This window comes from Pseudomonas sp. LBUM1673 (assembly GCF_059695645.1).
The window spans coordinates 3,346,513-3,371,471 of record NZ_CP166780.1 but is presented as its reverse complement, the minus strand read 5'-3'; the positions used below and the strand labels follow the sequence as shown (position 1 = coordinate 3,371,471).

Sequence of the window (24,959 nt, the reverse complement as noted above, 5' to 3'; positions counted from 1 at the left end):
TCCACCTATGAACTACGAAACGATTTTGCTGGAAACCCACGGCCGCGTCGGCCTGATCACCCTCAACCGTCCGCAAGCCTTGAACGCGTTGAATGCGCAAATTGTCAGCGAATTGAACCACGCCCTCGATGGTCTGGAAGCCGACTCGAACATCGGTTGCATCGTGCTGACCGGCTCGAAAAAAGCCTTCGCCGCCGGTGCCGACATCAAGGAAATGGCCGAGCTGACCTATCCGCAGATCTACCTCGATGATCTGTTCAGCGACAGTGATCGCGTGGCCAACCGCCGCAAGCCGATCATCGCCGCTGTTAGCGGTTTCGCCTTGGGCGGTGGCTGTGAACTGGCGTTGATGTGCGATTTCATCCTGGCCGGCGATAACGCCAAATTCGGTCAGCCGGAAATCAACCTCGGCGTACTGCCGGGCATGGGCGGCACCCAGCGCCTGACCCGCGCCGTGGGCAAGGCCAAGGCGATGGACATGTGCCTGAGCGGGCGTTTGATCGATGCGGTGGAAGCGGAGCGTTGCGGGATTGTTGCGCGCATCGTGCCGGCGGATGAGCTATTGGAAGAAGCGCTGAAAGTTGCGGCTCTGATTGCGAAGAAGTCGCTGCCGATTGCGATGATGGTCAAGGAAAGTGTTAACCGCGCCTTTGAAGTCAGCCTGTCGGAAGGCGTGCGTTTTGAACGTCGGGTGTTCCATGCGGCGTTTGCCACGCAGGATCAGAAGGAAGGGATGGCGGCGTTTATTGCCAAGCGTGAGGCCGAATTCCAGGGCAAGTGATGTAGCTAAGTGATGTAGCGTTCTCACGGACGCTTTCGCGGGCAAGCCTCGCTCCTACAAGGATATGCATTCCCCTGTAGGAGCGAGGCTTGCCCGCGAAGCTTTTAGGCATCACACCAAATAGTGCTTCAACTCCCGGGCAATCACCATCCGCTGTATCTCGCTCGACCCTTCATAAATCTGCGTGATCCGCGCATCCCGGTAGTAGCGCTCCACCGGGTAATCCTCCAGATACCCATACCCGCCATGAATCTGTATCGCCGACGAGCAGACCTTCTCGGCCATCTCCGAGGCAAACAGCTTGGCCTGTGAAGCCTCAGACAGACACGGCTTGCCGGCACTGCGCAACCTTGCGGCATGCAGGATCAGCAAGCGTGCGGCGTTCAGACGGGTGTGCATGTCGGCCAGCATGTTGGCGATGCTTTGGTGTTCGATGATCGGCTTGTCGAACTGCACCCGATCCCGCGCGTAAGCCAGCGCCGCGTCGAACGCCGCACGGGCGATGCCCAAGGCTTGCGCGGCGATGCCGATGCGGCCGCCTTCGAGATTGGATAGGGCGATGGCCAGGCCTTTGCCGCGTTCGCCGAGCAGATTGGCCTCGGGGATCGTGCAATTGTTCAGGGTAACGGCGCAGGTATCGGAAGCCCGGATACCCATCTTGTGTTCACTGCGGTCGACAATGAACCCCGCGGTTTCGGTCGGCACCAGGAACGCCGAAATGCCGCGCTTGCCCAGCTCCGGATCGGTCACGGCAAACACGATCGCCAGCTTCGCCCGCTTGCCATTACTGACGAATTGCTTGGCGCCGTTGATCACCCACTGGCCGTCGCGCAGTTCGGCGCGGGTGCGCAAGTTGTGGGCCTCGGAACCGGCCTGGGGTTCGGTGAGGCAAAAGCAGCCGATGGCCTGGCCGCTGGCGAGGTCCGGCAGCCATTGCTGTTTCTGCTCTTCGGTGCCGTAGTTGAGCACCGGCCCGCAGCCCACGGAGTTGTGAATGCTCATCAGCGCGCCGGTGGCGCCGTCACCGGCGGAAATCTCTTCCACCGCCAAGGCGTAGGCAACGTAGTCGACATAAGTGCCGCCCCATTCCTCGGGCACCACCATGCCCAGCAGACCCAGTTCACCCATCTTCGCCACCAGACCGTCATCGATCCAGCCAGCCTTTTCCCAGGCTTGTGCGTGGGGCGCGATTTCGCCGCGGGCAAAATCCCGGGCCATGTCGCGGATCATCACTTGCTCTTCGCTCAATTCGATATCGTGCATGGCTCAGCTCCCGCTCTGGTCGAACCCGGTAAAGAAACTCGTCACATGCTCGGCGTCCAGCGCCTGCAGGGTCGGCGGATTCCAGCGCGGGTTCTTGTCTTTGTCGATCAGCAAGGCGCGCACGCCTTCGATCAGGTCGCCGCGCTCGAACCACTGGCGATCCAGGTGCAGTTCGAGGGCGAAGCACTGTTCCAGGCTCAGGTGCCGACCGCGCCGCAGCATTTCCAGGGTCACGCCCATGGCCAGCGGTGAACGGCTTTCCAGCAAGTCGGCGGTGGCCGTGGCCCACTCATGGCTGTCGGCGACGGTCACTTCACGCAATTGTTCCACCATACTCGGCACATCGGGCAGGGCGAAGAAGTGATCGATGGCCGGCCGCAATGCCGCCAATGGTGCAGCGGGCAGTTGTTGCACGGCGAGTTTTGCCAGCAGACCTTGAAGGTCCTTCAACGGAGTTTCGTGCCATTGGAGCTGATCGAGTTGCTCGTCCAGAGTGCCCAGCTTGTTGCTTTCCAGGTACCAGTCGGCCAGGCCGCAATAGAGTGCATCGGCCGCGCGGATCTGCACGCCGCTGACACCGAGGTAAATACCCAGTTCACCGGGAACGCGCGGCAGAAAATGGCTGCCACCGACATCCGGGAAATAACCGATCGCCACTTCCGGCATCGCCAGACGGCTACGCTCGGTGACCACCCGCAAATCGGCGCCTTGCACCAGCCCCATGCCACCGCCCAGCACAAAGCCGTCCATCAAGGCCAGGACCGGTTTGCGATAGTGATGGATGGCGAGGTCGAGGGCGTATTCCTCGACGAAGAAGTCTTCGTGCAGGGTGTCGCCGCTTTTGAAACTGTCGTACAGCGAGCGGATATCGCCGCCGGCACAGAAAGCCTTCTCACCAGCGCCGCGCAAGACCACCGCGCGCACCTGCGGATCCTGTGCCCAGGCATCGAGCTGCTGTTGCAGGCTGCGGACCATGTCCAGGGTTATGGCATTGAGGCCGGCGGGGCGATTGAGGGTCAGGTGACCGATGTGATTGCGAACCTCGGCCAACACTTCGTTTTGCGTGGCATCCATGGGTTGTGTTTCCGGGGATGAAACCTGAGCGGTCATCACTAACTCCCTGCTTTTATTGTTCTTTATAGAGAAGCTCGCGCGCGAGCGATGCTGGATCGTATCAGTGCAAATTTACCCTGTACAACCGGGATGTGTGCAGGTCCTGTCTGCATTTTTGCCTTAAGACAACGTCAAAATCCTTTGATCTTTTTTTCGATCTTTAACCCCGTCCAACACCCAACGACAGAATCGGCTGTGAAAGGCCTTCGTTCAGCGCAGTTGAGCTGTTTGAACAGGGACTTACGACACCTGTGTCTTCCGGGCAATTGGCATTCTGACGGTCCATTTCAGCGCTTGCTTTGATGCGCCTGGAACGGACTGCACCCCGACGACTGATTAGACCCAGTCGAAAACAACAACAAATACGGCTGCGGTGAATGCCGCATCGACTCTCTGCCCCTGTCAAAAAGTGTGGTGCGGCGCAGGCGCCAAGCCGCGATAAATCCAAATAATCCGGGACTCTAGAAGATGAACATCAAATGGCTGACCTTGCCGGCATTGGCTTTGCTGTGCTGCTCCACCGGTGCCAGCGCCAAAGAATGGAAAGAACTGCGATTCGGCGTCAACCCCAGCTACCCGCCTTTTGAGTCCACCACCGCCGATGGCGGTGTGCAAGGGTTCGGCGTGGATCTGGGCAATGCGATCTGCGCCGAGCTGAAGTTGAAGTGCGTGTGGGTCAGCAATGACTTCGACGGATTGATCCCGGCGCTCAAGGCGGGCAAGTTCGACGCCATCGAATCGTCGATGACCGTCACCGAGGCGCGTAAAAAACAGATCGACTTCACCGATCGCCTGTACGCCGGGCCGACCGCCATCGTCACCCGCAAGGATTCCGGCCTGTTGCCCACCGCCGAGTCGCTGCAGGGCAAAACCATCGGTTATATGCAGGGCACGATTCAGGAAACCTACGCCAAGGCCAAACTGGCGCCGGGTGGCGTGAAGTTGCGCGCTTATCAGAACCAGGACCAGGTTTACGCCGACCTGGTTTACGGGCGTCTCGATGCGTCGATCCAGGACAAGCTGCAAGCACAGATGAGCTTTCTGACGTCGCCCCAAGGCGCGGACTTCCAGAACAGCGAAGGCATCAGCGACCCATTGGTGCCGTCGGAAATCGCCATCGGCATCCGCAAGGACAACGAAGAGCTCAAAGGCATGCTCAATGCCGCCATCAAGGCCCTGCATGAAAAGGGCATCTACGCACAGATCCAGCAGAAGCACTTCGGCGATCTGGACCTCTACAACAACTGATCCTCGCGCCCCGAACGCTGCGTCCTGGTAACAGGCGCAGCGCTTGCAAGCGGGCGCCTCAAGACAGGTGACTGGCGTGAATTCCTTCCTGAATCTGATCGGGGTCGACCTTTCGGCCCTGCAAGGCTATGGCCCTTTGTTGCTGCATGGCACCTGGGTCACCCTCAAATTATCGGCGCTGTCGCTGCTGGTGAGCATGGTGCTGGGGCTGCTCGGCGCGGCGGCCAAGCTGTCGCCGCTGAAACTGTTGAACCTGCCCGCCACCTTCTACACGACGCTGATTCGCGGTGTGCCGGACCTGGTGCTGATGCTATTGATTTTCTACAGCCTGCAAGGCTGGCTGAGCAGCCTGACCGAGGCGATGGACTGGCCTTACATGGAGATCGATCCATTTGTGGCCGGCGTCGTCACCCTCGGTTTTATCTACGGTGCGTATTTCACCGAGACCTTTCGCGGGGCGATCCTGAGCGTGCCGCGCGGCCAGCAGGAAGCCGCTGCCAGCTTTGGCTTGAACCGCTGGCAGCGTTTTCGCTTCGTAGTGTTTCCGCAAATGATGCGCTTCGCCTTGCCGAGCCTGGGCAACAACTGGCTGGTGCTGCTCAAGGCCACGGCGCTGGTGTCGATCATTGGTTTGTCAGATCTGGTCAAAGTGGCCCAGGAAGCCGGCAAAAGCACCTTCAACATGCTCGATTTCCTGCTGCTGGCGGGGGCGCTGTATCTGTTGATCACCAGCGCGTCGAACTACCTGTTGCGAGTGCTGGAACGGCGTTATAACCAGGGCGTACGGGGGATGGCGCGATGATCGAGTTGATTGCCGAATACTGGAAACCCTTTCTGTTCAGCGACGGCTACAGCCTCACCGGTTTGGCGATGACCTTGTGGCTGCTGGTGGCGAGTATTGTGATGGGATTCTTCCTGTCGTTGCCATTGGCGATCATGCGCACTTCGCGCTGGAGCCTGCTGCGCTGGCCGGTTCAGCTGTTCACCTATGTGTTTCGTGGCTCGCCGCTGTATATCCAGTTGCTGATTTGCTACAGCGGGATCTACGGCATCGCCGTGGTCCGCTCGCAACCGCTGCTCGAAGCGTTCTTTCGCGATGCGATGAACTGCACCTTGCTGGCGTTCACGCTCAACACCTGCGCCTACACCGTGGAAATCTTCGCCGGGGCGATTCGCAGCATTCCTTACGGTGAGATCGAGGCGGCCCATGCTTATGGCTTGAGCGGCTGGCGCCTGTACCTGCGGCTGATCTTGCCTTCGGCGTTGCGCCGGGCACTGCCGTATTACAGCAACGAAGTGATCCTGATGTTGCACGCCACGTCGGTGGCGTTCACCGCGACCATCCCCGACATTCTCAAAGTCGCCCGGGACGCCAATGCCGCGACCTTCATGACCTTTCAGGCCTTTGGCATCGCCGGCCTGCTGTACCTCGCGCTGTCGTTCGGCCTGGTCGGCGCGTTTCGTCTGGCGGAGAAGCGCTGGTTGAGCTTCCTCGGGCCGGCGCACTAATTCCTCTTTTCATCCAGAGCAGCGTCGAAGCAGGCGCTGCTGCAGGAGACTTATGCATGTACAAACTCACGGTTGAAAATCTATACAAACGGTTTGGTGACAATGAAGTGCTCAAAGGCGTCTCGTTGAACGCACGGGCCGGCGATGTGGTGAGCATGATCGGTGCCAGCGGTTCGGGTAAAAGCACCATGCTACGTTGCATCAATTTTCTGGAGCGGGCGGACGAGGGTGCCATCGAACTGGACGGTGAGCGCGTCATCACTCGCCCGGGCGCAGGGGGTATGCGAGTCGCTAACCCGGCGCAGTTGCAGCGTTTGCGCACACGCCTGGCGATGGTGTTCCAGCATTTCAATCTGTGGAGCCATCTGACCGTGCTGGAAAACATCATACTGGCGCCGTATCGGGTGCTGGGCGTCAGCCGCAAGGCTGCCGAAGAGAGCGCGCGGGCGTACCTGGACAAGGTCGGTTTGCCGCAACGGGTGGCCGATCAATACCCGGCGTTTCTGTCCGGCGGGCAACAACAGCGCGTGGCGATTGCCCGCGCGTTGGCCGTGGAGCCGGAGATTCTGTTGTTCGACGAGCCGACCTCGGCCCTCGATCCGGAACTGGTGGGCGAGGTGCTAAAGGTGATTCAGGCGCTGGCCGAAGAAGGCCGGACCATGTTGATGGTGACCCACGAAATGGGCTTTGCCCGGCAAGTGTCCAGCCAAGTGTTGTTCTTGCATCAGGGGCGGGTCGAAGAGCAAGGTGATGCAACCATCCTCGACCAGCCAGAGAGTGAACGTTTACAGCAATTCCTATCGGGTCGTTTGAAGTGAGGCAAGACGTACATGGCGGATATCCGCGATCTGTCGATTGTGCTTGATCGTATTGATCAAGCCATCATCGAAGTGCTGCGCCACGAAGGGCGTATCACTTATCAAAAGCTTTCCGAGCGCGTGCACCTGACGCCCAGGCCGTGCCTGGAGCGGGTGCGCAAGCTCGAACAGCTCGGGGTTATCCGTGGTTACGGGGCGATTCTCGATGAAAAAAAACTGACGCCAGGCCTGTCGCTGCTAGTGTTGGTTGCGCTGTCGAATCAAAGCGGGCGGGCGGCGCAAAAGGCCTTTGAGGCCAAGGTCCGCGGTTGCCCACAGGTGCTGGAATGTCGCTTGATCAGCGGTGCGTTCGACTACAGCCTGCGCATGCGCTGCCGGGACATGGAGCATTATCGGGTGCTGACCGAAGTCTGGTTCGATGACCCGGAGTTGCACATCGACAAACTGGTCAGCCACCCGGAGCTGGCGATGGTCAAGACCACGATGGAATAACCCGTGGCCGAATCGGCTGAACGCTTCTGGATTTTCAGCCGTTTCCATCACCCCCCATCTCCTTATCAGCCGGGTTTTTCCGCCGCCGAAACAGACAATGAGCACCTCTCAACCCTCATTGAATCTGTGCCCATGCAAACCACCAATACCGTTTTGATGATTCGCCCGACACGTTTCTCGTTCAATCAGGACACGGCGGCGAACAACCGTTTCCAGCGCCCGGCCGATGTGTCCGAGAACGTGCAGCTCAAGGCCTTGCAAGAGTTCGATGGCTACGTGGCCGCGCTGCGCAGCCACGGCGTCGAAGTGCTGGTGCATAACGACCGCGAAGCCCCGCATACCCCCGATTCGATCTTCCCCAACAATTGGTGGAGCAGCCACCCCGACGGCACGTTGGTGTTGTACCCGATGCAGGGCCACAACCGGCGCCTGGAACGGGACAAAGGCGTGCTCGACTGGCTGCGGGACGAATACCGGGTCGAACAGGTGCTGGATCTTTCCAGTCTGGAACAGCAGGAAGTGTTCCTCGAAGGCACCGGCAGCATGGTGCTGGATCGAAAACAGCGGATTTGTTACGCCGGCTATTCCACGCGTACCCATGCTCGGGCGCTGGATAAGCTGGTCGACCATTTGGGTTACGAGTTGTGCGCCTTCAATACGGTGGACCGCCAGGGCGTGGCGATTTATCACACCAACGTGATGATGAGTGTCGGTACGCAGCTGGCCATTGCGTGCCTGGCGTCCGTCACTCGCCCGGGGGAACGCCTGGCCCTGCGTAAACGTCTGGAAGACAGCGGTAAACAGGTGATCGCCCTGGACTGGGCGCAGCTGGAGTCGTTCGCCGGCAACATGCTGGAAGTCCACAACGCCGCGGGCGAACCCTTGCTGGTGATGTCGCGCACCGCCTGGCAATCGCTGGATGCCGATCAGCGTCGTTTGATCGAAAGCCACACCACGCCTCTGCCGGTCAACATCGACACCATCGAACGCATCGGTGGCGGCAGCGCGCGCTGCATGTTGGCCGAAGTCTTTCTACCTAAACATCAGTCCAAGCATCCACCACAACCTCTGACTGCCCAGGAGCAAGTGCGATGATCGTCCGTCCTGCAACACCGGCAGATTTGCCGGCACTGTTAGCCCTGGCCCATAGCGCCGGAACCGGTCTGACTACCTTGCCGGCCGATGCGGCGCGTTTGAGTCAGCGCCTGGAATGGGCAGCGAAAACCTTTGCAGGCGAGGCCGAGCGTGGCGATGCCGATTACCTGTTTGTGCTGGAGAACGACCGGCAGCAAGCGATCGGTATTTGTGCATTGGCGGGTGCTGTCGGCTTGCGCGAGCCCTGGTACAACTATCGACTGGGCCTGTTTGTCGCCGCGTCGAAAAACCTTGGGATCAATCAGCAACTGCCGACGTTGTTCCTCGGCAACGACATGACCGGTCACTCGGAACTGTGTTCGCTGTTTTTGCATGCCGACCACCGCAGCGGTCTGAATGGTCGTTTGTTGTCGAAGGCGCGCTTCTTGTTTCTGGCGGAGTTTCGTCAGCACTTCGGTGACAAGGTGATCGCGGAGATGCGCGGCTATTCGGACGAAGAGGGCGTTTCACCGTTCTGGGAAGGCTTGGGAAGACACTTCTTCAAGATGAATTTCGCTGACGCCGACTACCTCACGGGCCTTGGCAACAAAACCTTCATCGCCGAACTGATGCCCAAGTTCCCACTGCCGACCTGCCTGTTGCCTGAGGCGGCGCGAGCGGTCATCGGTCGCGTCCACCCCAACACCGAACCGGCACTGGGCATGCTCAAGGCTGAAGGGTTCGAGCACCGGGATTACATCGATATCTTTGATGGCGGGCCGCTGATCGAATGCGCGACTGGCGACATCCGTGCGGTGCACGACAGTCAGGTGTTGCAGCTGAGCATCGGCACACCTGGAGAGCTGGCGGCGACGTACCTGATTCACAACCGCCAGTTTGCCGAATGCCGGATTACCGCAGCACCGGCGCGAGTCGCCGCCGGGACATTGATTGTCGATGCGCAGACCGCGAAAACATTGGGCTTGAGTGCTGGCGCATCGGTACGTGCGGTGAGCCTGGCGGTGCCGGCGCGGCAGCAGGCGGCGGCGTAGTGAATCCCGCAGCAAGTGAGAAACCTGTGGGAGCGGGCTTGCTCGCGAAGACGGCGGCACAATCAATATTGATCTCGCCTGACACACCGCTTTCGCGAGCAAACCCGCTCCCACAGGGGTTGCGCTTGACTGACTGGCATCAGGGCAAGAAAAGCACTTTTCCTGTCAGATTCTGCTGCTCAGCACTTCACCGATACTGCGCCGCCTGGCATGCAACTCACTGGCATGGATCAGTTGTTCGAGGTCTTCGGGGGTGACGTCGTAGAAGGCCTCCATGTCGGCAAGGGCCAGTTTCAGATCTTCGGCGGTGATCGCCTGGCTGTCGGTGGCGGGCATCATCGCCACGGGTTCAGCGGGGCGTTTGGGGTAACGAATGCGCGTCAGATTGTTGTACACCAGGGCGCTGAGCAGCATCGTCGAGCCACTGAGCATCACCGGGCCGAGGGCTTTCCAGTCCAGGGCGATGGTCGCCGGGTCTGCCAACACCAACAGCAATGCCAACGCCCCGGCGGGTGGGTGCAGGCAACGCAGCCAGCACATCAGAATCAACGCCATGCCCGCCGCCAGGCAGGCGCTGCCGAGGGTGCGTCCGAGTACGTGAGCGACCAACAGCGAGATCACCCCCGCGCAGAGATAACCGCCAAGAATTGACCACGGCTGGGCCAGCGCCCCCGAGGACACGGCGAACAGCAATACCGCCGAAGCGCCCAGCGGACCGATCAGATGCAGCGCCACGTCGATGCCGAACACCTGGCCGCAGAGCCAGACGCTGAACATCGTCCCCAGGGCCATGCCGATGGCGGCGCGGCTCCATTCGCTGGGGCGGGTGTTGACGGCGGCGGGCAACCAGCGAGCGAGCATGATGAAAACTGATCCTTTGAATAAAACCGGGGCAAAAAAAAGGCTATCCGGATACCCGGAAAGCCCTTGAAGTGGTTCCAACTATTGGGGGAGGAACGGCGCACAGTGTGCCGGTCATTGCTGATGCTGACAAATTCATATTAATGCAGTTTCAGTGCATTATTTTTGCAGTGTAGCCCTCTGCAAGAGGGCAATACTGTTCACTTAAGCAATTTCAACCGCGACGCATTTTTTGTAGCCGCTGCCGAAGGCTGCGTTCGGCTGCGCAGCAGTCGTGAGTCCGGCTGCCGTGGTGTACCTGACGCACCGCAATGACTGATCATACGACTGCTTCGCAGCCGAACGCAGGCTTCGCCAGCTGCTACAGATCGCATCACGGCTTAAGTGAACAGCATTACCCTGCAAGGGGGGAGATGTGCAGCAACACGTAATCGTTTTTATCAAAACGCCCGCTCAATACCGGTTGCAAGGCACCCAGTGAAGTTCCTTGTAAGGCTTTATAGTCGCTTTGATCCATCATCAGCCAGGCCGGCCCCGGCAGGGCTTCCAGTTCCTGAATCGATTCAGTGAACACCGGCTGCAAGTCCTGCTCGATATTGACCATGAACTTGATCGCCTTGGCGTCCTTGCCCATGCCGTGCAGCACCAGCGGCGCCGGGTCTTTCTGAACCTGTGCGAATGCCGCACGGCTGAAGGTTTGCGTGTCGTAAAGCTGACGTTCGACCGGTTCAAACACCAGAATGTAAACCGACCACAGCGCCAGGACTGCGCAACAGGCCAATACCTCGGCTCGCCAGCGAGAGCGGAACCACACCGCCAGCGCGATGACTTGCAGGGCCCCAAGCTCAAACAGGACCGGCACAAAGGCAGCCGGTTGCGCTGGCAGACGCCGCTGAGCAACCAGCAATCCAGCGATCAACAGCCCCGGAATCAGTAACCACAGCCCTTGCATCAAACCCCGCAGCCAGCCGAACACCCGACCCTGCGCCACCTGAAACGGGTACGCCGCAATGATTGCCGCCATGGGCAACATCGGCAGCAGGTAGCGGGCCTTTTTCGCCTGGGGAATCGATAAGCCAATCATCACGATCAACCCGGCCGCCGTGCTGTACTGCAACAAGCGCAATGCCGGACCTGCCTGCCGTGGATTCGTCAGCCAGACCGCCGCCAACACCAGCAGCGCCAGCGGATAGGCGAGCGCATAGTTGCCCAGCGAACGGGTGAAGTAATACAGCGAACCGCTGGCGCCTTCACTGCCGTCCATGCGCCCCATGAATTGCATGCGCACCACGTTCTGCATGAAGGCCGGTCCGCCACTGGTTTCGGCCAGCCACAGCAGCACGCCGGCACACACCGCCAACAACACGGCCGCCAGCAAGCCGAAACCGAATAACCGCGACCATTGGCGATTGAGCAGGTAATAGCTGCACAACATGCCGGTGGGAATCACCAGCCCGATCGGCCCGCGAATCCCGAAGCCCAGCAGCAACAAGGCAAGAATCAGTGGCAAACGACGGGGCATGGCGAAATGATCGGTGGCATAGCCCAGGTAGAACACCGAAAAGGCAACCGCCGCGAGCATCAGGTCCTGGGACACGGCACGGGTTTCAGTGACAAACGTACTGGTCAGCAACATCAGGGCGATGCTCAGCAGCGCCCAGCGTCTGGAGTACGGCGCGAGCAAGCGGTACATCAACGTGACGACTATCGCGGCGGCAATGGCGCTCGGCAACCAGGCGCTGAGGCTGTTGACCTGCCCGAACGGCAGGGACAACAACCAGATGAATAGCGTCGAAACCGCTGAGTAATCGGCATAGGGCTGGCCGTAGGTGGTCGGGGAAATCGTCGGCCCGTGACGTAGCATCTCTTGGGCGAACAGCACGAACCGCGAGTCGAAACCGATCGCCGCTTGCTGATAAACCCCGGCGATGAACAGCATCAGCGCCAGCAGCCCAAGCCCCAGGGACTGCCGGCGAATACCGGGCGATACGGTGTTCACGCCACGACCGAGGCCGCTGGCCATTGCTGATGGGGAATCGGCAACTTGCGCGATTCACCCCGGCCCATCGGAAAGTACAGGAAGCCGCTGCGGGCCAGGCGTTCGGCGTCGTACAGGTTGCGCCCGTCGAAGATCACCGGTGCGTTAAGCCGTTGCTGGATCAGGTTGAAGTCCGGCGCCTTGAATTGCTGCCATTCGGTGCAGATGATCAAAGCGTCGGCCCCGGTAAGAACCGATTCTGGTGTGCCCATGAGCATCAGCTTAGATTCGTCCGGGTAAAGGTGTTGGGTTTCTTGCATGGCTTCCGGGTCGAACGCCCGCACATGAGCCCCAGCGGCCCACAGCGATTCCAGCAGCACCCGGCTCGGCGCATCGCGCATGTCGTCGGTATTGGGTTTGAATGCCAGGCCCCAAACGGCGAAGGTCTTGCCGCGCAATTCGCCCTGGTAAAAGGCGTTGATGCGTTCGAACAGTTTGTGTTTCTGCCGCTGGTTGATGGCTTCCACCGCTTGCAGCAAGTCGCTGGAGCAGTGGGCCTGTTCGGCACTGTGAATCAGCGCGCGCATGTCCTTGGGGAAACACGAGCCGCCGTAACCGCAGCCGGGATAGATAAAGTGGTAACCGATGCGCGAATCGGCACCGATGCCCAGGCGCACCGATTCGATGTCGGCGCCCAAGTGTTCGGCCAGCTCGGCGATTTGGTTGATGAAACTGATCTTGGTCGCCAGCATGCAGTTGGCGGCATATTTGGTCAGTTCGGCGCTGCGCAGGTCCATGAACATGATGCGGTCATGGTTGCGGTTGAATGGGGCGTAGAGGTCGCGCATCACGTCGCGCACGTCATCGCGCTCACAGCCGATGACGATGCGGTCCGGGCGCCGGCAATCGGCCACGGCCGAACCTTCCTTGAGAAATTCGGGGTTGGAGACGATATCGAACTGCAACAGCCGACCAACCTTGAGCAGGCACTTTTCGATATGCGCGCGCAGCGTATCGCCCGTGCCCACCGGCACCGTGGATTTCTCCACCAGAATCACCGGTTGCTCACGATGGCGCGCCACCGCTTCACCCACTGACAGCACGTATTTCAGATCTGCCGAACCATCGTCCCGGGACGGCGTGCCGACGGCGATGAACAGCACCTGGCCATGGCGCACCGCGAACTTTTCGTCCGTGGTGAACTGCAGCCGTTTGGCTTCCAGGCTTTCGCGCACCAGGCTGGCCAGCCCCGGCTCGAAGATGCTGACGTGGCCTTGTTGCAGTAATGCGACCTTTTTCTCGTCAACGTCCATGCACACCACGTCGTGGCCGACTTCAGCCAGCACGGCGGCCTGCACCAGGCCAACGTAACCGCTACCAAATACACTGATTTTCATGGAGCTCTCCTGATAGTGGGCGCGTGAGCAGGTCGAGAGTTGATGGTGATGACACCGAGGATGACCAGCGCCACCCCCAGGGTTTTCGAAAGGCTGAAGGTTTCGTTGAACAGCGGCAGGCTGGCGGCCAGCACGTACACCAGCGCATAGCTGATGCTAAGCAGCGAATAGGCCCGGCCCAGAGGTAAATCCCGCAGGGCGGCGAGCCAAGTGAGCATCGACACGGCATAGGCGAGGATGGCGGCCAGCACGACGGCCACGGCGGACACGTCGACGCTGCCGGTACTTAAGGCGGGTAACCATTGTTCGGGATGCGGCAGGCGGGTCATGCTCCAGCGCATGCCCAACTGCGCGGCACTGCCCAGCAGCACGCTGATCAGGGCGAAGGCGAGTCCGCGGCGCAGGCTCATGCGTGTTGCCCCAGCAGCGCCACGCCAGCGATCACCAGCGCCACGCCCAACCAGTGACGACGGTCGATGGTTTCGTGGAAGACAAAACGGGCGACCAGTGTGATCAGCACGAAATTCAGGCTGAGCATGGGGTAGGCGACGCCCACTTCGAGGCGCTGCAACACCAGCAGCCAGACCAGCAAGCCCAACCCCAGAGAGGCGAGCGCCAGCCATAACCATGGCGAACGCAGTTTCTCGTCCCAGCCCGAGGTCTTGCCGCGCCAACTTTCCACGGCATACTTCTGGGCGATCTGGCCCAGGCAGGTCAGCAGGCAGGCAGCCAATACGAGCAGCAGGCTCATGACGCCCCCTGAGGAAAGATCAGAATCACCAGGTTGCCTTGTTCATAACGTTTGCCATCCTTGGGCAGCCGTTCGATTTCTTGCAGCTCGCCATCGCCCTTGACCCGCATCACCACGCCGACCGAGCCGCTCTGTCGGGCTTCGCGCATCCACTGTTGCACGTTGTCCGGGGCGACTCGCTGCTTCGCTGAGTCAGGATAGGCGAGGCCATATTTCAATTCGCCTATCGTGTTGTACAACGCCACGTCGGGGCGTTTCAGGCGCCAGGCCAGGGCCGAAGCGGCGCCCAGGTCATTGCTCAACAGCTTGCCGGTCTGCGCCAGTTCCTCGACGTGTTCGAGGATGAACTGGTCGGGCATCTTGTTCGCCACCACCGAGTCGGGCAGCCCGGCCGGCAGCACGCCGATCAGCAGCAAACTGCCGAACGCCGGGGCAGCCCAGCATTGCAACGGGCGAAAGACTTGCAGCAGGTTGGCCATGATCCAGCCGATCAACCCGATGAACACCAATATCAGGTTGTGCAGCTCATGGTCGTACAGCGGCTTTTTCAGTTGCAGCCAGACCAGCGCAATCAGGGTGACCGCACCCAGCGTCAGGTTCAGCAGACCATTGATCCCCAGTGCCCAGCCCTGTTCCAGCTTCAGTCGATCCGCCAGGGCATGACCCAGCAACAACGCTAAGGGCAGCAGGCAGGGCATGATGTAGGTCGGCAATTTACCGTTACTCAGGCTGAAAAACGCCAACGGCATCAGCAGCCACAGCAACAGGAAAGCGATATTGGCCTGATGCCGGGTCTGCCAGGCTTGCTTCAGCGCTGATGGCAGCAATGCCGCCCACGGCAGACTGAACGCCACCAGCAGCGGCAAATAGAACCACCACGGCGCGTCATGTTGGGCGTCATCCCCGGCGAAGCGACGAATGTGTTCGTGCCAGAAAAAGAACCGCCAGTAATCAGGCTCCTGTGCATGCACTGCCAGGACCCACGGCAGGCTCACCGCGATCGCCACGACAATCGCCACCGGGCCGTAAGTCAGCAGCTCCCGCCAGCGTTTTTGCCAGAGCATCCAGGGCAGGGCGATCAGCACCGGCAGCAGCCAGGCGAGGAAACCCTTGGTCATGAAGCCCATGCCGCAGGCCAGCCCCAGCACCGCCCAACCGAGCAGACGCGGGCCCCGGCTGACGCTGTCCAGCGCAAACCACAAAGCCACCAGGCTCAGATTGACCCAGAAGGTAAATTGCGGATCGAGGTTGGCGTAGCCGGCTTGCCCGGCGACGATGGTAAAACTCATGTACAGCAGCGCGCAGGCGAAGCTCTTGCGCGGTTCGTTCCACAGCCGCCGGGCGATCAGGTAACACAGCAACACGCTCAGCCCGGTGCTTATCGCCGAGGCAATGCGCACGCCAAACAGGTTGTCACCAAACAACGCTTGGCCGATGGCGATCATCCAGTACCCGGCCACTGGCTTTTCGAAATAACGCAAGCTCATGAAATGTGGCGACACCCAGTTACCGCTCAGGAGCATGTCCTGGCTGATCTGGGCATAGCGGGTTTCGTCGGGAATCCATAAGCCATGGGTGCCCAGCGGCAACAAGTACGCCAGCGCCAAAACGACCAGCAAAAACGGCAGTGCCCAGCGTTTGCTCATGCGCCTTGCACCCCCAGCCAGCCTTCACGACCCTCGAGGGTGCCGCGCACGACCCGGCCGGCCGGCAAGGTGGCGACTGCCTCGGGCAGCAGATCGCCCAGGGGGTGGAAATGAATGTCCTGCCGGCGCGCATCGGCCAGCAGTTTACGGAAATCGTTGGCCATCAGAATCCCTTCTACTTCGGCATGGATCGTGTAGACGTTGAGTGTTTGCGGGGTGAACCGCTCAAGAATGAACGCGTTGAAGTCCTTGGCCGCGACAGCCGGGCCAACCACCTCATCGAAGGTCGGCAAGTCCACCGGAATCTGCGGTGTCCCCGGACTGCCATCGGCCAATGTCGGCCGGAACAGGCGCTGGCCCCGACAATCGCTGTTGTAGCGAAAGCCGAAACCCTGCTTGGCCTCGATCACACGCTCATCCGCCCGCCAACCGGCAGACGCCGAGCACTCGACTTTCTGCCCGAGGATGTCACTGAGGCTGTCGACGCCACGGCGAATCTGCTCGATCAGCTGCGCCTCGCTCCAGCGCCTGGCATTGGCCTGCCAGCCGTGGTGATCCCAGGCGTGCAGGCCGACCTCATGCCCGGCCGCCAGGGTCTGACGCATCAGGTGCCCGAGGTCGCGGCCGATCGGTTTGCCCGGCCACGCGGTGCCGGCCAGCAAAATGTCCCAGCCATACAGGCCGGCGGCGTTGGAGCGGAGCATTTTCCAGAAGAACTGCGGGCGAATCAGGCGCCACAGATGGCGCCCCATGTTGTCCGGCCCGACACTGAAGAAAAACGTCGCCTTGACCTGAGCCTCATCGAGCATGTCCAGCAGCCTCGGCACCCCCTCACGGGTGCCTCGGTAGGTGTCGACATCGATTCGTAGGCCTGCCTGCATCAGCGTGATTCTTCTGTAGATTCTTCTGTAAATCGCTCCGCGATTTCGAGCATGGCCTCGCGCAAGAAGAAATCCAGCGTGTTGCCGATGGTCTCGCTCATCGCAACCGTTGGTATCCAGTCAAGCAGACGTTTGGCATTGGCGATGCTCGGTTTGCGGTGAGACACGTCCTGATAGCCAGTGCCATAAAAGGATTGGCTTTCGACATCGCGGAACCCGGCGAACGGCGGGAAGTTGTCGCGCAGCGGGTGAGCCTCGAACTGACGCAGCAGTTCTTCACCCAACTGACGAATGCTGGCTTCGTTGTCGGGGTTGCCGATGTTGATGATCTGGCCGTTGCAGGCGTCGTTTGGGTTGTCGATGATCCGCGCGAGGGCTTCGACGCCATCGGCGATGTCGGTGAAGCAGCGTTTTTGCTCGCCGCCGTCGAACAGGCGAATCGGTGTGCCTTCCACCAGGTTCAGGATCAGTTGGGTGATGGCCCGGGAACTGCCGATGCGCGCCGAGTCCAGGCGGTCCAGGCGTGGGCCCATCCAGTTGAAAGGGCGGAACAGGGTGAAATTCAGGCCTTTCTGGCCGTAGGCCCAGATCACCCGGTCGAGTAACTGCTTGGAAATCGAGTAGATCCAGCGTTGCTTGTTGATCGGCCCGACCACCAGGTTGGAGCTGTCTTCGTCGAAGTTGGCGTCCTGGCACATGCCATAGACCTCAGACGTCGACGGGAAGATCACGCGCTTGTTGTATTTGACGCAGTAGCGAACCAGCTTCAGGTTCTCTTCGAAGTCCAGTTCGAACACCCGCAGCGGATTGCGGGTGTATTCGATCGGCGTGGCAATCGCCACCAACGGCAGCACCACGTCGCATTTCTTGATGTGGTACTCGATCCACTCCGAGTGGATGCTGATATCGCCTTCGACGAAGTGGAAGTTCGGATGGCTGCGCAGGCGTTCGATGGCGTCCGAGCCGATGTCCAGGCCGTACACTTCATACCGGTCGTCACGCAGCAAGCGCTCGGACAGGTGATTGCCGATGAAGCCGTTGACGCCCAGGATCAGCACCCGTGTGCGACGCGGTGCACGGCCAGATTCGGTGCCACGCAGCACCGAGCCATCGACCAGCCCCAGTTCGTTGGCCAGTTGCGGGCCGCTCAGGTACAGACCGTTGTCGTTACGCTGGCCGGCGTTGATCACCAGCGAGTTTTCGCCACAGGCGATACGCAACGGATCGACGCTGATGACCCGGCCCGGTGCCAGGCCTTCGTTGCCCTTGACGACGTCCACGTTCCAGACAATCAGTTTGTGCTCGCCCACGGCGCAGAAAGCGCCGGGGTAAGGTTGGGTCACGGCGCGGACCAGATTGAACAGCTCTTCAGCCGGTTTGTTCCAGATCAGTTTGCCGTCCGCCGGGGTACGACGACCAAACACCGTGGCTTGGGATTCGTCCTGTGGGGTTTCGCTGACGGTGCCCTGAAGCAGCGTGGGCAAGGTGTCGCGCAGCAGATCGGTGGCGGCCCGGCGCAATTTGCCGTGCAGGGTCAGCGCGGTGTCGGTGCGCTCGATCGCCACCCGTTGCTGGGCGATGATTGCGCCGGCATCGGCACGTTTGACCATGCGGTGCAGGGTCACGCCGGTTTCGGTTTCACCGTTGACCAACACCCAGTTGGCCGGTGCCCGGCCACGGTAGCGCGGCAGCAACGAGCCGTGCAGGTTGAACGCACCTTTACGCGCTGTGGCCAGCAGTGGTTCGCTCAACAGATTGCGGTAGTAGAACGAGAACAGGTAATCCGCCTTGAGCTGGCTGATGTGTTCGATCCACAGTGGATGGTTGGCGTCTTCCGGGGCGTGCACCGGGATGACTTTGCGCGCACACAGTTGCGCAACCGAGCCGTAGAAAGTGTTTTCCTTCGGATCGTCGGAATGGGTGAACACCGCGGCAATCTCGTAACCGCTGTCGAGCAGGGTTTCGATGCCGGCACAACCGATATCGTGATAGGCGAAGACAACAGCTTTTGCACTCATGAGAGAACCTGATCGGAAGAAGTGGAAGTGAGGCCGTCGACAGTGACAACGGGAGCCTTCGATGAGGGATGGCTACGCAGGACTTTTTCGATGAAGAACCGTGGACGCGCCCGGACGTCGCTGTACATGCGCCCCAGGTACTCGCCCAACAGGCCCATGCCGATAAATTGCCCGCCGGTAAAAACGAACAGCACCGCAAACAGCACAAACAGACCATCGCCGGCCCATTCGGCGCCGAAGACCAGGCGCAGGACGATCAGCAAGAAGGCGAACAGCACGCCGAGGCCGGCCATGCCGAAGCCGACAATGCTCAGCAGTCGCAGTGGTGTGGTGGTCATGCAGGTGATCAGGTCGAACATCAGGTTGATCAGGCGCATCGGGCTGTATTTGGATTCGCCGTGTTCGCGCTCGGCGTGGGGCACCAGAATTTCCGTGGTGTGCCGGGCGAAGCTGTTGGCCAGGATCGGGATGAAGGTGCTGCGTTCGCGGCAGGCGAGCATGGCGTCGACGATGGTCCGGCGATAGGCGCGCAGCATGCAGCCGTAGTCAGTCATGGCAACGCCGGTGGAGCGCTGCACGGCGAGGTTGATCAGCTTCGATGGCCAGCGACGCAGGGCCGAGTCCTGACGGTTGTCGCGCACCGTGGCGACCACGTCGTAACCCCGTTCGGCCTGAGCCACCAGCCGCGGGATTTCTTCCGGCGGGTTTTGCAGGTCGGCGTCGAGGGTGATGACCACATCGCCCTTGCACTGTTCGAAACCGGCCATGATCGCCGCGTGCTGGCCGTAGTTACGGTTGAGAATGACCGCCACCACCGGGCTGCACTCGCGATTGGCAGCGTCCTCGAGGATTTGCGCCGAGTTGTCGCGGCTGCCGTCATCGACCAACACGATTTCGTAGTCCTGGTGCAGTTGCTGGCACGCCGTTTCGGTGCGCTGGAGCAACTCCGGCAGGCTGTCTTGCTCGTTATAGATCGGAATGACGATTGACACGCAACGGATCGGATAAGGTTTCACAGGCTTGTGTCCAGTGTGTTTTCAATGGCGCCGACAACACGATCGACGTCATCGGTGGTCATGTCGGGGAACAACGGGATCGAACACAGCCGTGCCGAATTCCATTCGGTGTTGGGCAGGTAGATGTTGGGGAAACGCTGGCGGTAGTAGGTGTGCAGGTGCGTGGCGATGAAGTGAATGCCGGTACCGATGTTCTGTTCCTGCAAAGCTTTCATGAACGCCTCGCGGTCCAGCCCGCAACGTTCGGTGTCGATACGCAGAATGAACAGGTGCCAGGCGTGCTGCTGCGCATAGACCGGAACGGCCAGCGGTTGTACCGGCAAGCCTTCCAGGCGTTGCAGATAAGCCTGGGCCAGCTCCGTGCGCTTGGCGTTGATTGCGTCCAGACGCTCCAGCTGCACCAGGGCGATGGCGGCATTGATGTCGGCCAGGTTGTACTTGAAGCCGGGTTCGATCACTTGGGCCTGGGGTTTGCGGCCGTGGGTCAGGCGGTCGTAGGCATCCACGCCCAAGCCATGAAACTTGAGCATGCGCACTCGAGTGGCCAGGGCTTCATCGTCGCTGACGAACATCGCGCCCTCGGCGCAGGTCATGTTCTTGATGGCGTGGAACGAGAAGATTGCCGTGCCCTGGGCGCCGACGTGCCGACCTTTGTAGAACGTGCCCGCCGCATGAGCTGCGTCTTCGATGACCGCGATGCCATGTTTGTCGGCCAGCGCGTAGAGCGGATCGAGGTCGAACGCCGCGCCGGCGTAATGCACCGGAATGATGGCCTTGGTGCGAGGCGTGATTGCTGCTTCGATGCTCGCCAGGTCGCTCATCAACGTGTCGCGATCAACGTCGACGAAAACCGGCGTTGCGCCGAGCAGGCAGATCATGTTGGCGGTCGACACCCAAGTCTGGGACGGTGTAATGACTTCGTCGCCGGGACCGATTCCCAATGCCAGTAATGTGATGTGCATCCCGCCGGTGGCTGAAGACAATGCGACGGCATGGCGACAACCGACCGAGTGGACGAAGTGCTCTTCCAGTTGTTGGTTTTTTGGTCCGGTAGTGATCCAGCCGGAGCGCAGTACTTGCTCTACCGCAGCTATTTCTTCATCGCCAATACTGGGGCGAGAGAAGGGGAGAAACGCCTGACTCATAGTAATCTCCGGGCGAACGAGGCCCTTCAGCGAAATCGCCGAAAGAAGCGCATTTTCAAAGGCTTAGCTGATAAGCCGAGAAGCCGTCAATTGACTTTCCCGGCCATGACCGGCAGCGTGACGGCCCCTCGGGCTCGTCGAATGAAGGGAAGGTTAGACCCGATTTTGTCAAAGGAACATGAAAAACCGGTAGGCGAATCGCTTATCTGAAACTCATACAGCCACTGTTCAGATTTCTGCCGTTCATCGCGCTTTTTATAAGCGAAGACTTACAGAAGAGTCCGCGTTATAGGACTTGTATTGCATTCCTTAGTTGTTTTGTTGAACACACCCTCTTTGCGAACCGGCCGCCTGACTGATCAGCGCGGCTAACCGTTTCACATTGTTCTGATGGGCCGCCACCAGGTCATCAATGCTCGCGCCGGAAGGGGTCTGCAACGTGCTGCGACAGATGAGCTGTGCGGTATCGCCGTTGCCGAGACTGCGCAGGCGCCATTTGACGTCGATCAACGCGTATTGCCCGGGAATCGAATCAAAGCGTTGCACATCCAGGCGCAACGACACTCTGCGTTGCGGGTTACTGTTGACCAGTTGATCGACCAGGGCGCTGCGTAATTCATCCACCAGCGTCGCCGCCCACCATTCGGTTTCGAGAATTGCCACGCCACTGTTGCCTTGGCGAATGACAATCTGCGGGCGGTCGACCTGGGGCGGCACCGTAATGCCCTCAATCTGGATTTCTGCGGCACTGCCGCTTGCGCCGCTCAGTTGGGCCGGGGTCAGGGTGTGGAACTGAATCGGGTCGCTGCGGCAGGCGGTGAGCAACAACAACGCAGTGACCAGTGTGATTTTCGAAAAAGCCATGGTGTTGCTCCTGTCGTCAGTTGCGCGGTGGCGGCTGCAAGTCCATTGGCGCGGCATTGTCGGGACGACCGCGAATCAGCGATTCCGGATGCCGGCCCAGGTAATCCGAGAGCTCACGCAGTGAGCGCGACATGCGCCCGAGTTCGTCCAGGGTTTGAGTCAACTGCTCCCGTTGCGGCGAATCCTCGGCGAGGGTCGAGCTGGCCGATTGCAAGGTCTTGCTGACGTCCGCCAGAGTGGTCTGCACGCCAGGCAGGGTCCTGGCGTTGAACTGTACGAGGCCCTTGCGCAGTTCGACGAGGTTGCTGTCGAGGTTGCCCGCAATGCGTTCGATTGGCAGCTGGTTGATCTTGTTGACCATGCCCTCCAGTTTTTCCTGCAACTGCTCGAGGCTGCCAGGAATGGTGGGGATAGTGACGGGACGAGCGGTCGGATCGAACACGACTTTCTCCGCTTTGGGGTAGAAGTCGAGCGCGATGTAAAGCTGACCGGTCAACAGATTGCCGCTACGGGCCTGGGCCCGCAGGCCGTTGTCGATGAAGGAGCCCATCAGCCTTATGCTAGCGGCTTCGTCATTGGGATCATGATTCAAGGCCTTAAGCATCTTGACGTGGGCCTGGCCGAGTCGTTGCGGGTAGATCATGATGCCGACATTGACCGGAAAACTGCGTTTTTTTGCGTCGAAATCCAGATTGATCGACACGACTTTGCCGAATTCCACGCCGAGAAACTCCACCGGCGCATCGATCTTGAGTCCGCGCAAGGCCTGATCGAAACGCAGGCTCAAGTACTGCCCCTTACCGTTGGGCGGGGCGAGAGCGGTTTGCTGATCCGCGAACAGGTCGAAGGCTTTATTCTCGCTGGCGGGCTGATCGTTGGGGCTGTAATCCGGCGCGCGAAAAGCGATACCACCCACCAACAACGACGACAGGGATTCGGTCTTCACCGCAAAACCATTGGCACCGACGCTCACATCGATACCACTGGCGTTCCAGAACCGGGTGTTCTCAGTGACGTAAACGTCATTGGGCGAATGCACGAAGACTTCGATGTTCACCCCTTTGCCGTCGGCATCCAGCGCATACGCCACCACTTGCCCCACCTGAATCTTGCGGTAGTAGAGGGGAGAGCCGATATCCAGTGAGCCTAGGTCCTGGGTGTGCAGCATGAAGCGCTTGCCCGGTTCGCCATAGGTAATGGGCGGCGGGTTTTCCAGCCCTGTGAAGTGTTTGGAACGGGCATTGGCCTCGCCGATGTCGGCGCCTATGTAATCGCCTGACAGCAGCGTATCGATGCCCGAGACGCCGCCGGCACCGATGCGCGGCCGCACGACCCAGAATTGCGAATCTTCGCGGGTGAAGCTTTCAGCCTGTTTGTCGAGCTTGACCGTGGCGTTGACGCTTTTCTGGTCGTTGCTCAGCTTCACTTCCGAGACATGGCCGATGACCACGTTGCGGTATTTGACCTCGGTCTTGTTGGCCGTGAGGCCACTGCCGGTTTTGAACGTGACGGTGATGGTCGGGCCTTCCTGCATCACGTTGTGCACCACCAGGGAAATCCCCACCAGCACTGCAACGATCGGCACGATCCACACCAGCGAAACGCTGAAACGACGGGTCTTGATACTGGCCTGGCCGGGGCTTTGCGGCCCATCAGTGGCTTGCGACTTCATCCATGACCTCCTCGTTGTGGGTTATTTCGCTCTCTATCCCGCTCTTTATCCCAGATCAGCCGCGGATCGAAACTCATCGCCGACAGCATGGTGAATACCACCACCAGACCAAAGAACAGAATGCCCAGGCGCGGTTCGATATCGCCCAGGGCCTGGAACTTCACCAGTGCTGCGACCAGCGCGACAACAATCACGTCGAGCATCGACCAGTAGCCGATCAGCTCGACGAAACGGTAAAGCTTCGAACGTTCCTTGCGGGCCCAAAGACTGCCGCGTTGCACCGTGATCAGCAGCAGGGAGAGGGCTACGAACTTGATGCCCGGCACCGCGATGCTGGCGATGAAAATGATCAGGGCAATGTCCCATGCACCGTGAGCCCAGAACTCCAGCACTCCGCTCATGATGGTGCTGTCGGAACCGCTGCCGAACAGACTGGTGTTCATCACCGGCAGCAAATTGGCCGGAATATAAAACACCAGTGAGGCGAGCAGATAGGCCCATGTGCGGGTCAGTGAGTTGGTTTTGCGGGCATGCAGTGGCGCGCCACAGCGTTCGCATTCATGAGGGTTGTCGGTCATGTCGCAGGCCATGCCGCAGCTATGGCACAGGCACAGGTTGAGTTCGCTGGCGAGCGGTGGCCTGTTCATTAAAGGTCCCACAGTTCACGGACATCGCGCCCGGCAATGCGGATCAACAGCAGGCTGAGAACAGCCAGTGCAAACAGGCCGAGGCCGGGTACGACATCCAGCAATCCTGCGAGTTTGAACACCGCGACCATTGCGCCCAGCAAACAGACCTCAAGCATGCTCCACGGCCTGAGGGTTTCCAGCCAGCGCATGCACACTTTGAAACCGGGCGAGCGCCGATGTCCGAGGGCGAAGCTCAGAACCCAGATCAGCAACACCAGTTGAAAAAGCGGCGCGATGATGATGGATATCGCCGCCACCAGCGCAATAAACGTGATCGGCCCCTGGCTCAACGCCAATACCGAATCCCACAGCGTCGCACTGTTTTTCAGGCCCTTCAGGCTGATGCTCATGACTGGATAAAAATTGGCGAAAATCCACAGCACCGTTGCCGTGAAGGCCAAGGCCAGACGCTGCTCCACCGACAGTCCGTTATAACGCTGGAGCACGCCGCCGCAGCAGGTGCACAGGGCTTTTTGATGTTTGCCGAGCGTGACTTTTTCATACACGCGGTCGCAGTGCTCGCAGATGATCAGTTGGTCAGTCGTAGCCATAGGCCGCACTCGCCAGGAGACAGGAAAGTCAGAGCACTCCCTCAATATAGAAGTGACTTGCGATTGAGCAAATTAAAAGGCTGATCCCGATCATTCCCACGCTGCATGGGAACGATCGTATGCACTGGACGCGACATCAG

At 60.1% G+C, this 24,959-nt stretch carries 24 protein-coding genes; 8 read left to right on the top strand and 16 right to left on the bottom strand.

Translation table 11 applies throughout. The features are described 5' to 3' along the window. The first annotated feature begins 7 nt into the window (after positions 1 to 7). Positions 8 to 781, top strand: coding sequence for an enoyl-CoA hydratase (locus ACA044_RS15505; RefSeq protein ID WP_497447130.1), 774 nt, complete (start codon positions 8 to 10; stop codon positions 779 to 781). Positions 782 to 892: 111 nt separating this feature from the next. On the opposite strand, the gene ACA044_RS15500 is transcribed toward ACA044_RS15505, so the two are convergent. Both ACA044_RS15500 and ACA044_RS15495 read right to left on the bottom strand, forming a co-directional pair. Continuing rightward, on the bottom strand, positions 893 to 2,044 hold the full coding sequence (locus ACA044_RS15500) for an acyl-CoA dehydrogenase family protein (protein ID WP_497447129.1): 1,152 nt from the start codon (positions 2,042 to 2,044) through the stop codon (positions 893 to 895). 3 nt (positions 2,045 to 2,047) lie between these two features. Then, positions 2,048 to 3,154: an enoyl-CoA hydratase/isomerase family protein gene (locus ACA044_RS15495; protein WP_497447128.1), complete on the bottom strand. Its 1,107-nt coding sequence runs from the start codon at positions 3,152 to 3,154 to the stop codon at positions 2,048 to 2,050. Positions 3,155 to 3,625: 471 nt separating this feature from the next. Between ACA044_RS15495 and ACA044_RS15490 the strand changes: the two genes are divergently transcribed. The 7 genes from ACA044_RS15490 (at position 3,626) to astA (ending at position 9,350) form a co-directional block, all read left to right on the top strand. After that, positions 3,626 to 4,405: a transporter substrate-binding domain-containing protein gene (locus ACA044_RS15490; RefSeq protein WP_497447127.1), complete on the top strand. Its 780-nt coding sequence runs from the start codon at positions 3,626 to 3,628 to the stop codon at positions 4,403 to 4,405. A 76-nt stretch (positions 4,406 to 4,481) separates the two neighbouring features. Then, entirely contained in the window at positions 4,482 to 5,207 is a 726-nt protein-coding gene (locus ACA044_RS15485; RefSeq protein ID WP_497447126.1) for an ABC transporter permease, read from the top strand. Then, on the top strand, positions 5,204 to 5,914 hold the full coding sequence (locus ACA044_RS15480; RefSeq protein WP_497447125.1) for an ABC transporter permease: 711 nt from the start codon (positions 5,204 to 5,206) through the stop codon (positions 5,912 to 5,914). Before ACA044_RS15485 ends, ACA044_RS15480 begins: the two co-directional genes overlap by 4 nt. A gap of 56 nt (positions 5,915 to 5,970) precedes the next feature. Continuing rightward, positions 5,971 to 6,732, top strand: a complete 762-nt coding sequence (locus tag ACA044_RS15475) for an ABC transporter ATP-binding protein (RefSeq protein ID WP_497447124.1) — start codon at positions 5,971 to 5,973, stop codon at positions 6,730 to 6,732. A 12-nt stretch (positions 6,733 to 6,744) separates the two neighbouring features. After that, on the top strand, positions 6,745 to 7,224 hold the full coding sequence (locus ACA044_RS15470; protein ID WP_007900194.1) for an Lrp/AsnC family transcriptional regulator: 480 nt from the start codon (positions 6,745 to 6,747) through the stop codon (positions 7,222 to 7,224). Positions 7,225 to 7,356: 132 nt separating this feature from the next. Continuing rightward, positions 7,357 to 8,319 (top strand): citrulline utilization hydrolase CtlX, encoded by a 963-nt coding sequence (ctlX, locus tag ACA044_RS15465; protein WP_497447123.1) that lies wholly within the window; start codon positions 7,357 to 7,359, stop codon positions 8,317 to 8,319. Beyond that, positions 8,316 to 9,350: an arginine N-succinyltransferase gene (gene astA / locus ACA044_RS15460; protein ID WP_497447122.1), complete on the top strand. Its 1,035-nt coding sequence runs from the start codon at positions 8,316 to 8,318 to the stop codon at positions 9,348 to 9,350. Before ctlX ends, astA begins: the two co-directional genes overlap by 4 nt. A gap of 165 nt (positions 9,351 to 9,515) precedes the next feature. Here astA and ACA044_RS15455 read toward each other — a convergent pair whose 3' ends face one another. The 14 genes from ACA044_RS15455 to ACA044_RS15390 all read right to left on the bottom strand — a co-directional run bounded on the left by ACA044_RS15455 (position 9,516) and on the right by ACA044_RS15390 (position 24,819). Continuing rightward, entirely contained in the window at positions 9,516 to 10,211 is a 696-nt protein-coding gene (locus tag ACA044_RS15455) for an HPP family protein (protein WP_497447121.1), read from the bottom strand. Between the two features lie 394 nt (positions 10,212 to 10,605). Next, a complete protein-coding gene (locus ACA044_RS15450; RefSeq protein ID WP_497447120.1) occupies positions 10,606 to 12,234 on the bottom strand; it encodes an ArnT family glycosyltransferase in 1,629 nt (542 codons plus the stop codon). Beyond that, the gene (locus ACA044_RS15445; protein WP_497447119.1) at positions 12,207 to 13,586 is read right to left on the bottom strand and encodes a UDP-glucose dehydrogenase family protein; all 1,380 of its coding nucleotides are present in this window, start codon (positions 13,584 to 13,586) and stop codon (positions 12,207 to 12,209) included. The genes ACA044_RS15450 and ACA044_RS15445 overlap by 28 nt, the downstream gene beginning before the upstream one ends. Continuing rightward, a complete protein-coding gene (gene arnF / locus ACA044_RS15440; protein WP_497447118.1) occupies positions 13,583 to 13,996 on the bottom strand; it encodes a 4-amino-4-deoxy-L-arabinose-phosphoundecaprenol flippase subunit ArnF in 414 nt (137 codons plus the stop codon). The genes ACA044_RS15445 and arnF overlap by 4 nt, the downstream gene beginning before the upstream one ends. Further along, the gene (gene arnE, locus ACA044_RS15435) at positions 13,993 to 14,337 is read right to left on the bottom strand and encodes a 4-amino-4-deoxy-L-arabinose-phosphoundecaprenol flippase subunit ArnE (protein ID WP_497447117.1); all 345 of its coding nucleotides are present in this window, start codon (positions 14,335 to 14,337) and stop codon (positions 13,993 to 13,995) included. Before arnE ends, arnF begins: the two co-directional genes overlap by 4 nt. Beyond that, the gene (arnT, locus tag ACA044_RS15430) at positions 14,334 to 15,983 is read right to left on the bottom strand and encodes a lipid IV(A) 4-amino-4-deoxy-L-arabinosyltransferase (protein ID WP_497447116.1); all 1,650 of its coding nucleotides are present in this window, start codon (positions 15,981 to 15,983) and stop codon (positions 14,334 to 14,336) included. The genes arnE and arnT overlap by 4 nt, the downstream gene beginning before the upstream one ends. Beyond that, entirely contained in the window at positions 15,980 to 16,864 is an 885-nt protein-coding gene (arnD, locus tag ACA044_RS15425) for a 4-deoxy-4-formamido-L-arabinose-phosphoundecaprenol deformylase (protein WP_497447115.1), read from the bottom strand. Before arnD ends, arnT begins: the two co-directional genes overlap by 4 nt. Next, positions 16,864 to 18,882 (bottom strand): bifunctional UDP-4-amino-4-deoxy-L-arabinose formyltransferase/UDP-glucuronic acid oxidase ArnA, encoded by a 2,019-nt coding sequence (gene arnA, locus ACA044_RS15420; protein WP_497447114.1) that lies wholly within the window; start codon positions 18,880 to 18,882, stop codon positions 16,864 to 16,866. The genes arnD and arnA overlap by 1 nt, the downstream gene beginning before the upstream one ends. Further along, entirely contained in the window at positions 18,879 to 19,898 is a 1,020-nt protein-coding gene (gene arnC, locus ACA044_RS15415; protein ID WP_497447113.1) for an undecaprenyl-phosphate 4-deoxy-4-formamido-L-arabinose transferase, read from the bottom strand. Before arnC ends, arnA begins: the two co-directional genes overlap by 4 nt. Beyond that, positions 19,895 to 21,043 (bottom strand): UDP-4-amino-4-deoxy-L-arabinose aminotransferase, encoded by a 1,149-nt coding sequence (gene arnB, locus ACA044_RS15410; RefSeq protein WP_497447112.1) that lies wholly within the window; start codon positions 21,041 to 21,043, stop codon positions 19,895 to 19,897. The genes arnC and arnB overlap by 4 nt, the downstream gene beginning before the upstream one ends. A 309-nt stretch (positions 21,044 to 21,352) precedes the next feature. After that, positions 21,353 to 21,907 (bottom strand): PqiC family protein, encoded by a 555-nt coding sequence (locus ACA044_RS15405; protein ID WP_497447111.1) that lies wholly within the window; start codon positions 21,905 to 21,907, stop codon positions 21,353 to 21,355. A gap of 16 nt (positions 21,908 to 21,923) precedes the next feature. After that, positions 21,924 to 23,579 (bottom strand): PqiB family protein, encoded by a 1,656-nt coding sequence (locus ACA044_RS15400; RefSeq protein WP_497447110.1) that lies wholly within the window; start codon positions 23,577 to 23,579, stop codon positions 21,924 to 21,926. Continuing rightward, on the bottom strand, positions 23,576 to 24,226 hold the full coding sequence (locus ACA044_RS15395) for a paraquat-inducible protein A (protein ID WP_497447109.1): 651 nt from the start codon (positions 24,224 to 24,226) through the stop codon (positions 23,576 to 23,578). Before ACA044_RS15395 ends, ACA044_RS15400 begins: the two co-directional genes overlap by 4 nt. After that, on the bottom strand, positions 24,226 to 24,819 hold the full coding sequence (locus ACA044_RS15390; RefSeq protein WP_497447108.1) for a paraquat-inducible protein A: 594 nt from the start codon (positions 24,817 to 24,819) through the stop codon (positions 24,226 to 24,228). Before ACA044_RS15390 ends, ACA044_RS15395 begins: the two co-directional genes overlap by 1 nt. Between the last annotated feature and the right edge of the window lie 140 nt (positions 24,820 to 24,959).

What these genes read in the sequence shown, in the direction of transcription:
- arnT (WP_497447116.1), bottom strand. Translation starts at nt 15,983, where the DNA reads ATGAGCAAACGCTGGGCACTGCCGTTTTTGCTGGTCGTTTTGGCGCTG.
- arnE (WP_497447117.1), bottom strand. Translation starts at nt 14,337, where the DNA reads ATGAGCCTGCTGCTCGTATTGGCTGCCTGCCTGCTGACCTGCCTGGGC.
- ACA044_RS15500 (WP_497447129.1), bottom strand. Translation starts at nt 2,044, where the DNA reads ATGCACGATATCGAATTGAGCGAAGAGCAAGTGATGATCCGCGACATG.
- arnF (WP_497447118.1), bottom strand. Translation starts at nt 13,996, where the DNA reads ATGAGCCTGCGCCGCGGACTCGCCTTCGCCCTGATCAGCGTGCTGCTG.
- ACA044_RS15480 (WP_497447125.1), top strand. Translation starts at nt 5,204, where the DNA reads ATGATCGAGTTGATTGCCGAATACTGGAAACCCTTTCTGTTCAGCGAC.
- ACA044_RS15390 (WP_497447108.1), bottom strand. Translation starts at nt 24,819, where the DNA reads ATGGCTACGACTGACCAACTGATCATCTGCGAGCACTGCGACCGCGTG.
- ACA044_RS15400 (WP_497447110.1), bottom strand. Translation starts at nt 23,579, where the DNA reads ATGAAGTCGCAAGCCACTGATGGGCCGCAAAGCCCCGGCCAGGCCAGT.
- ACA044_RS15455 (WP_497447121.1), bottom strand. Translation starts at nt 10,211, where the DNA reads ATGCTCGCTCGCTGGTTGCCCGCCGCCGTCAACACCCGCCCCAGCGAA.
- ctlX (WP_497447123.1), top strand. Translation starts at nt 7,357, where the DNA reads ATGCAAACCACCAATACCGTTTTGATGATTCGCCCGACACGTTTCTCG.
- ACA044_RS15470 (WP_007900194.1), top strand. Translation starts at nt 6,745, where the DNA reads ATGGCGGATATCCGCGATCTGTCGATTGTGCTTGATCGTATTGATCAA.
- arnB (WP_497447112.1), bottom strand. Translation starts at nt 21,043, where the DNA reads ATGAGTCAGGCGTTTCTCCCCTTCTCTCGCCCCAGTATTGGCGATGAA.
- ACA044_RS15490 (WP_497447127.1), top strand. Translation starts at nt 3,626, where the DNA reads ATGAACATCAAATGGCTGACCTTGCCGGCATTGGCTTTGCTGTGCTGC.
- ACA044_RS15450 (WP_497447120.1), bottom strand. Translation starts at nt 12,234, where the DNA reads ATGGCCAGCGGCCTCGGTCGTGGCGTGAACACCGTATCGCCCGGTATT.
- arnA (WP_497447114.1), bottom strand. Translation starts at nt 18,882, where the DNA reads ATGAGTGCAAAAGCTGTTGTCTTCGCCTATCACGATATCGGTTGTGCC.
- ACA044_RS15395 (WP_497447109.1), bottom strand. Translation starts at nt 24,226, where the DNA reads ATGAACAGGCCACCGCTCGCCAGCGAACTCAACCTGTGCCTGTGCCAT.
- ACA044_RS15505 (WP_497447130.1), top strand. Translation starts at nt 8, where the DNA reads ATGAACTACGAAACGATTTTGCTGGAAACCCACGGCCGCGTCGGCCTG.
- astA (WP_497447122.1), top strand. Translation starts at nt 8,316, where the DNA reads ATGATCGTCCGTCCTGCAACACCGGCAGATTTGCCGGCACTGTTAGCC.
- arnD (WP_497447115.1), bottom strand. Translation starts at nt 16,864, where the DNA reads ATGCAGGCAGGCCTACGAATCGATGTCGACACCTACCGAGGCACCCGT.
- ACA044_RS15475 (WP_497447124.1), top strand. Translation starts at nt 5,971, where the DNA reads ATGTACAAACTCACGGTTGAAAATCTATACAAACGGTTTGGTGACAAT.
- ACA044_RS15405 (WP_497447111.1), bottom strand. Translation starts at nt 21,907, where the DNA reads ATGGCTTTTTCGAAAATCACACTGGTCACTGCGTTGTTGTTGCTCACC.
- ACA044_RS15445 (WP_497447119.1), bottom strand. Translation starts at nt 13,586, where the DNA reads ATGAAAATCAGTGTATTTGGTAGCGGTTACGTTGGCCTGGTGCAGGCC.
- ACA044_RS15495 (WP_497447128.1), bottom strand. Translation starts at nt 3,154, where the DNA reads ATGACCGCTCAGGTTTCATCCCCGGAAACACAACCCATGGATGCCACG.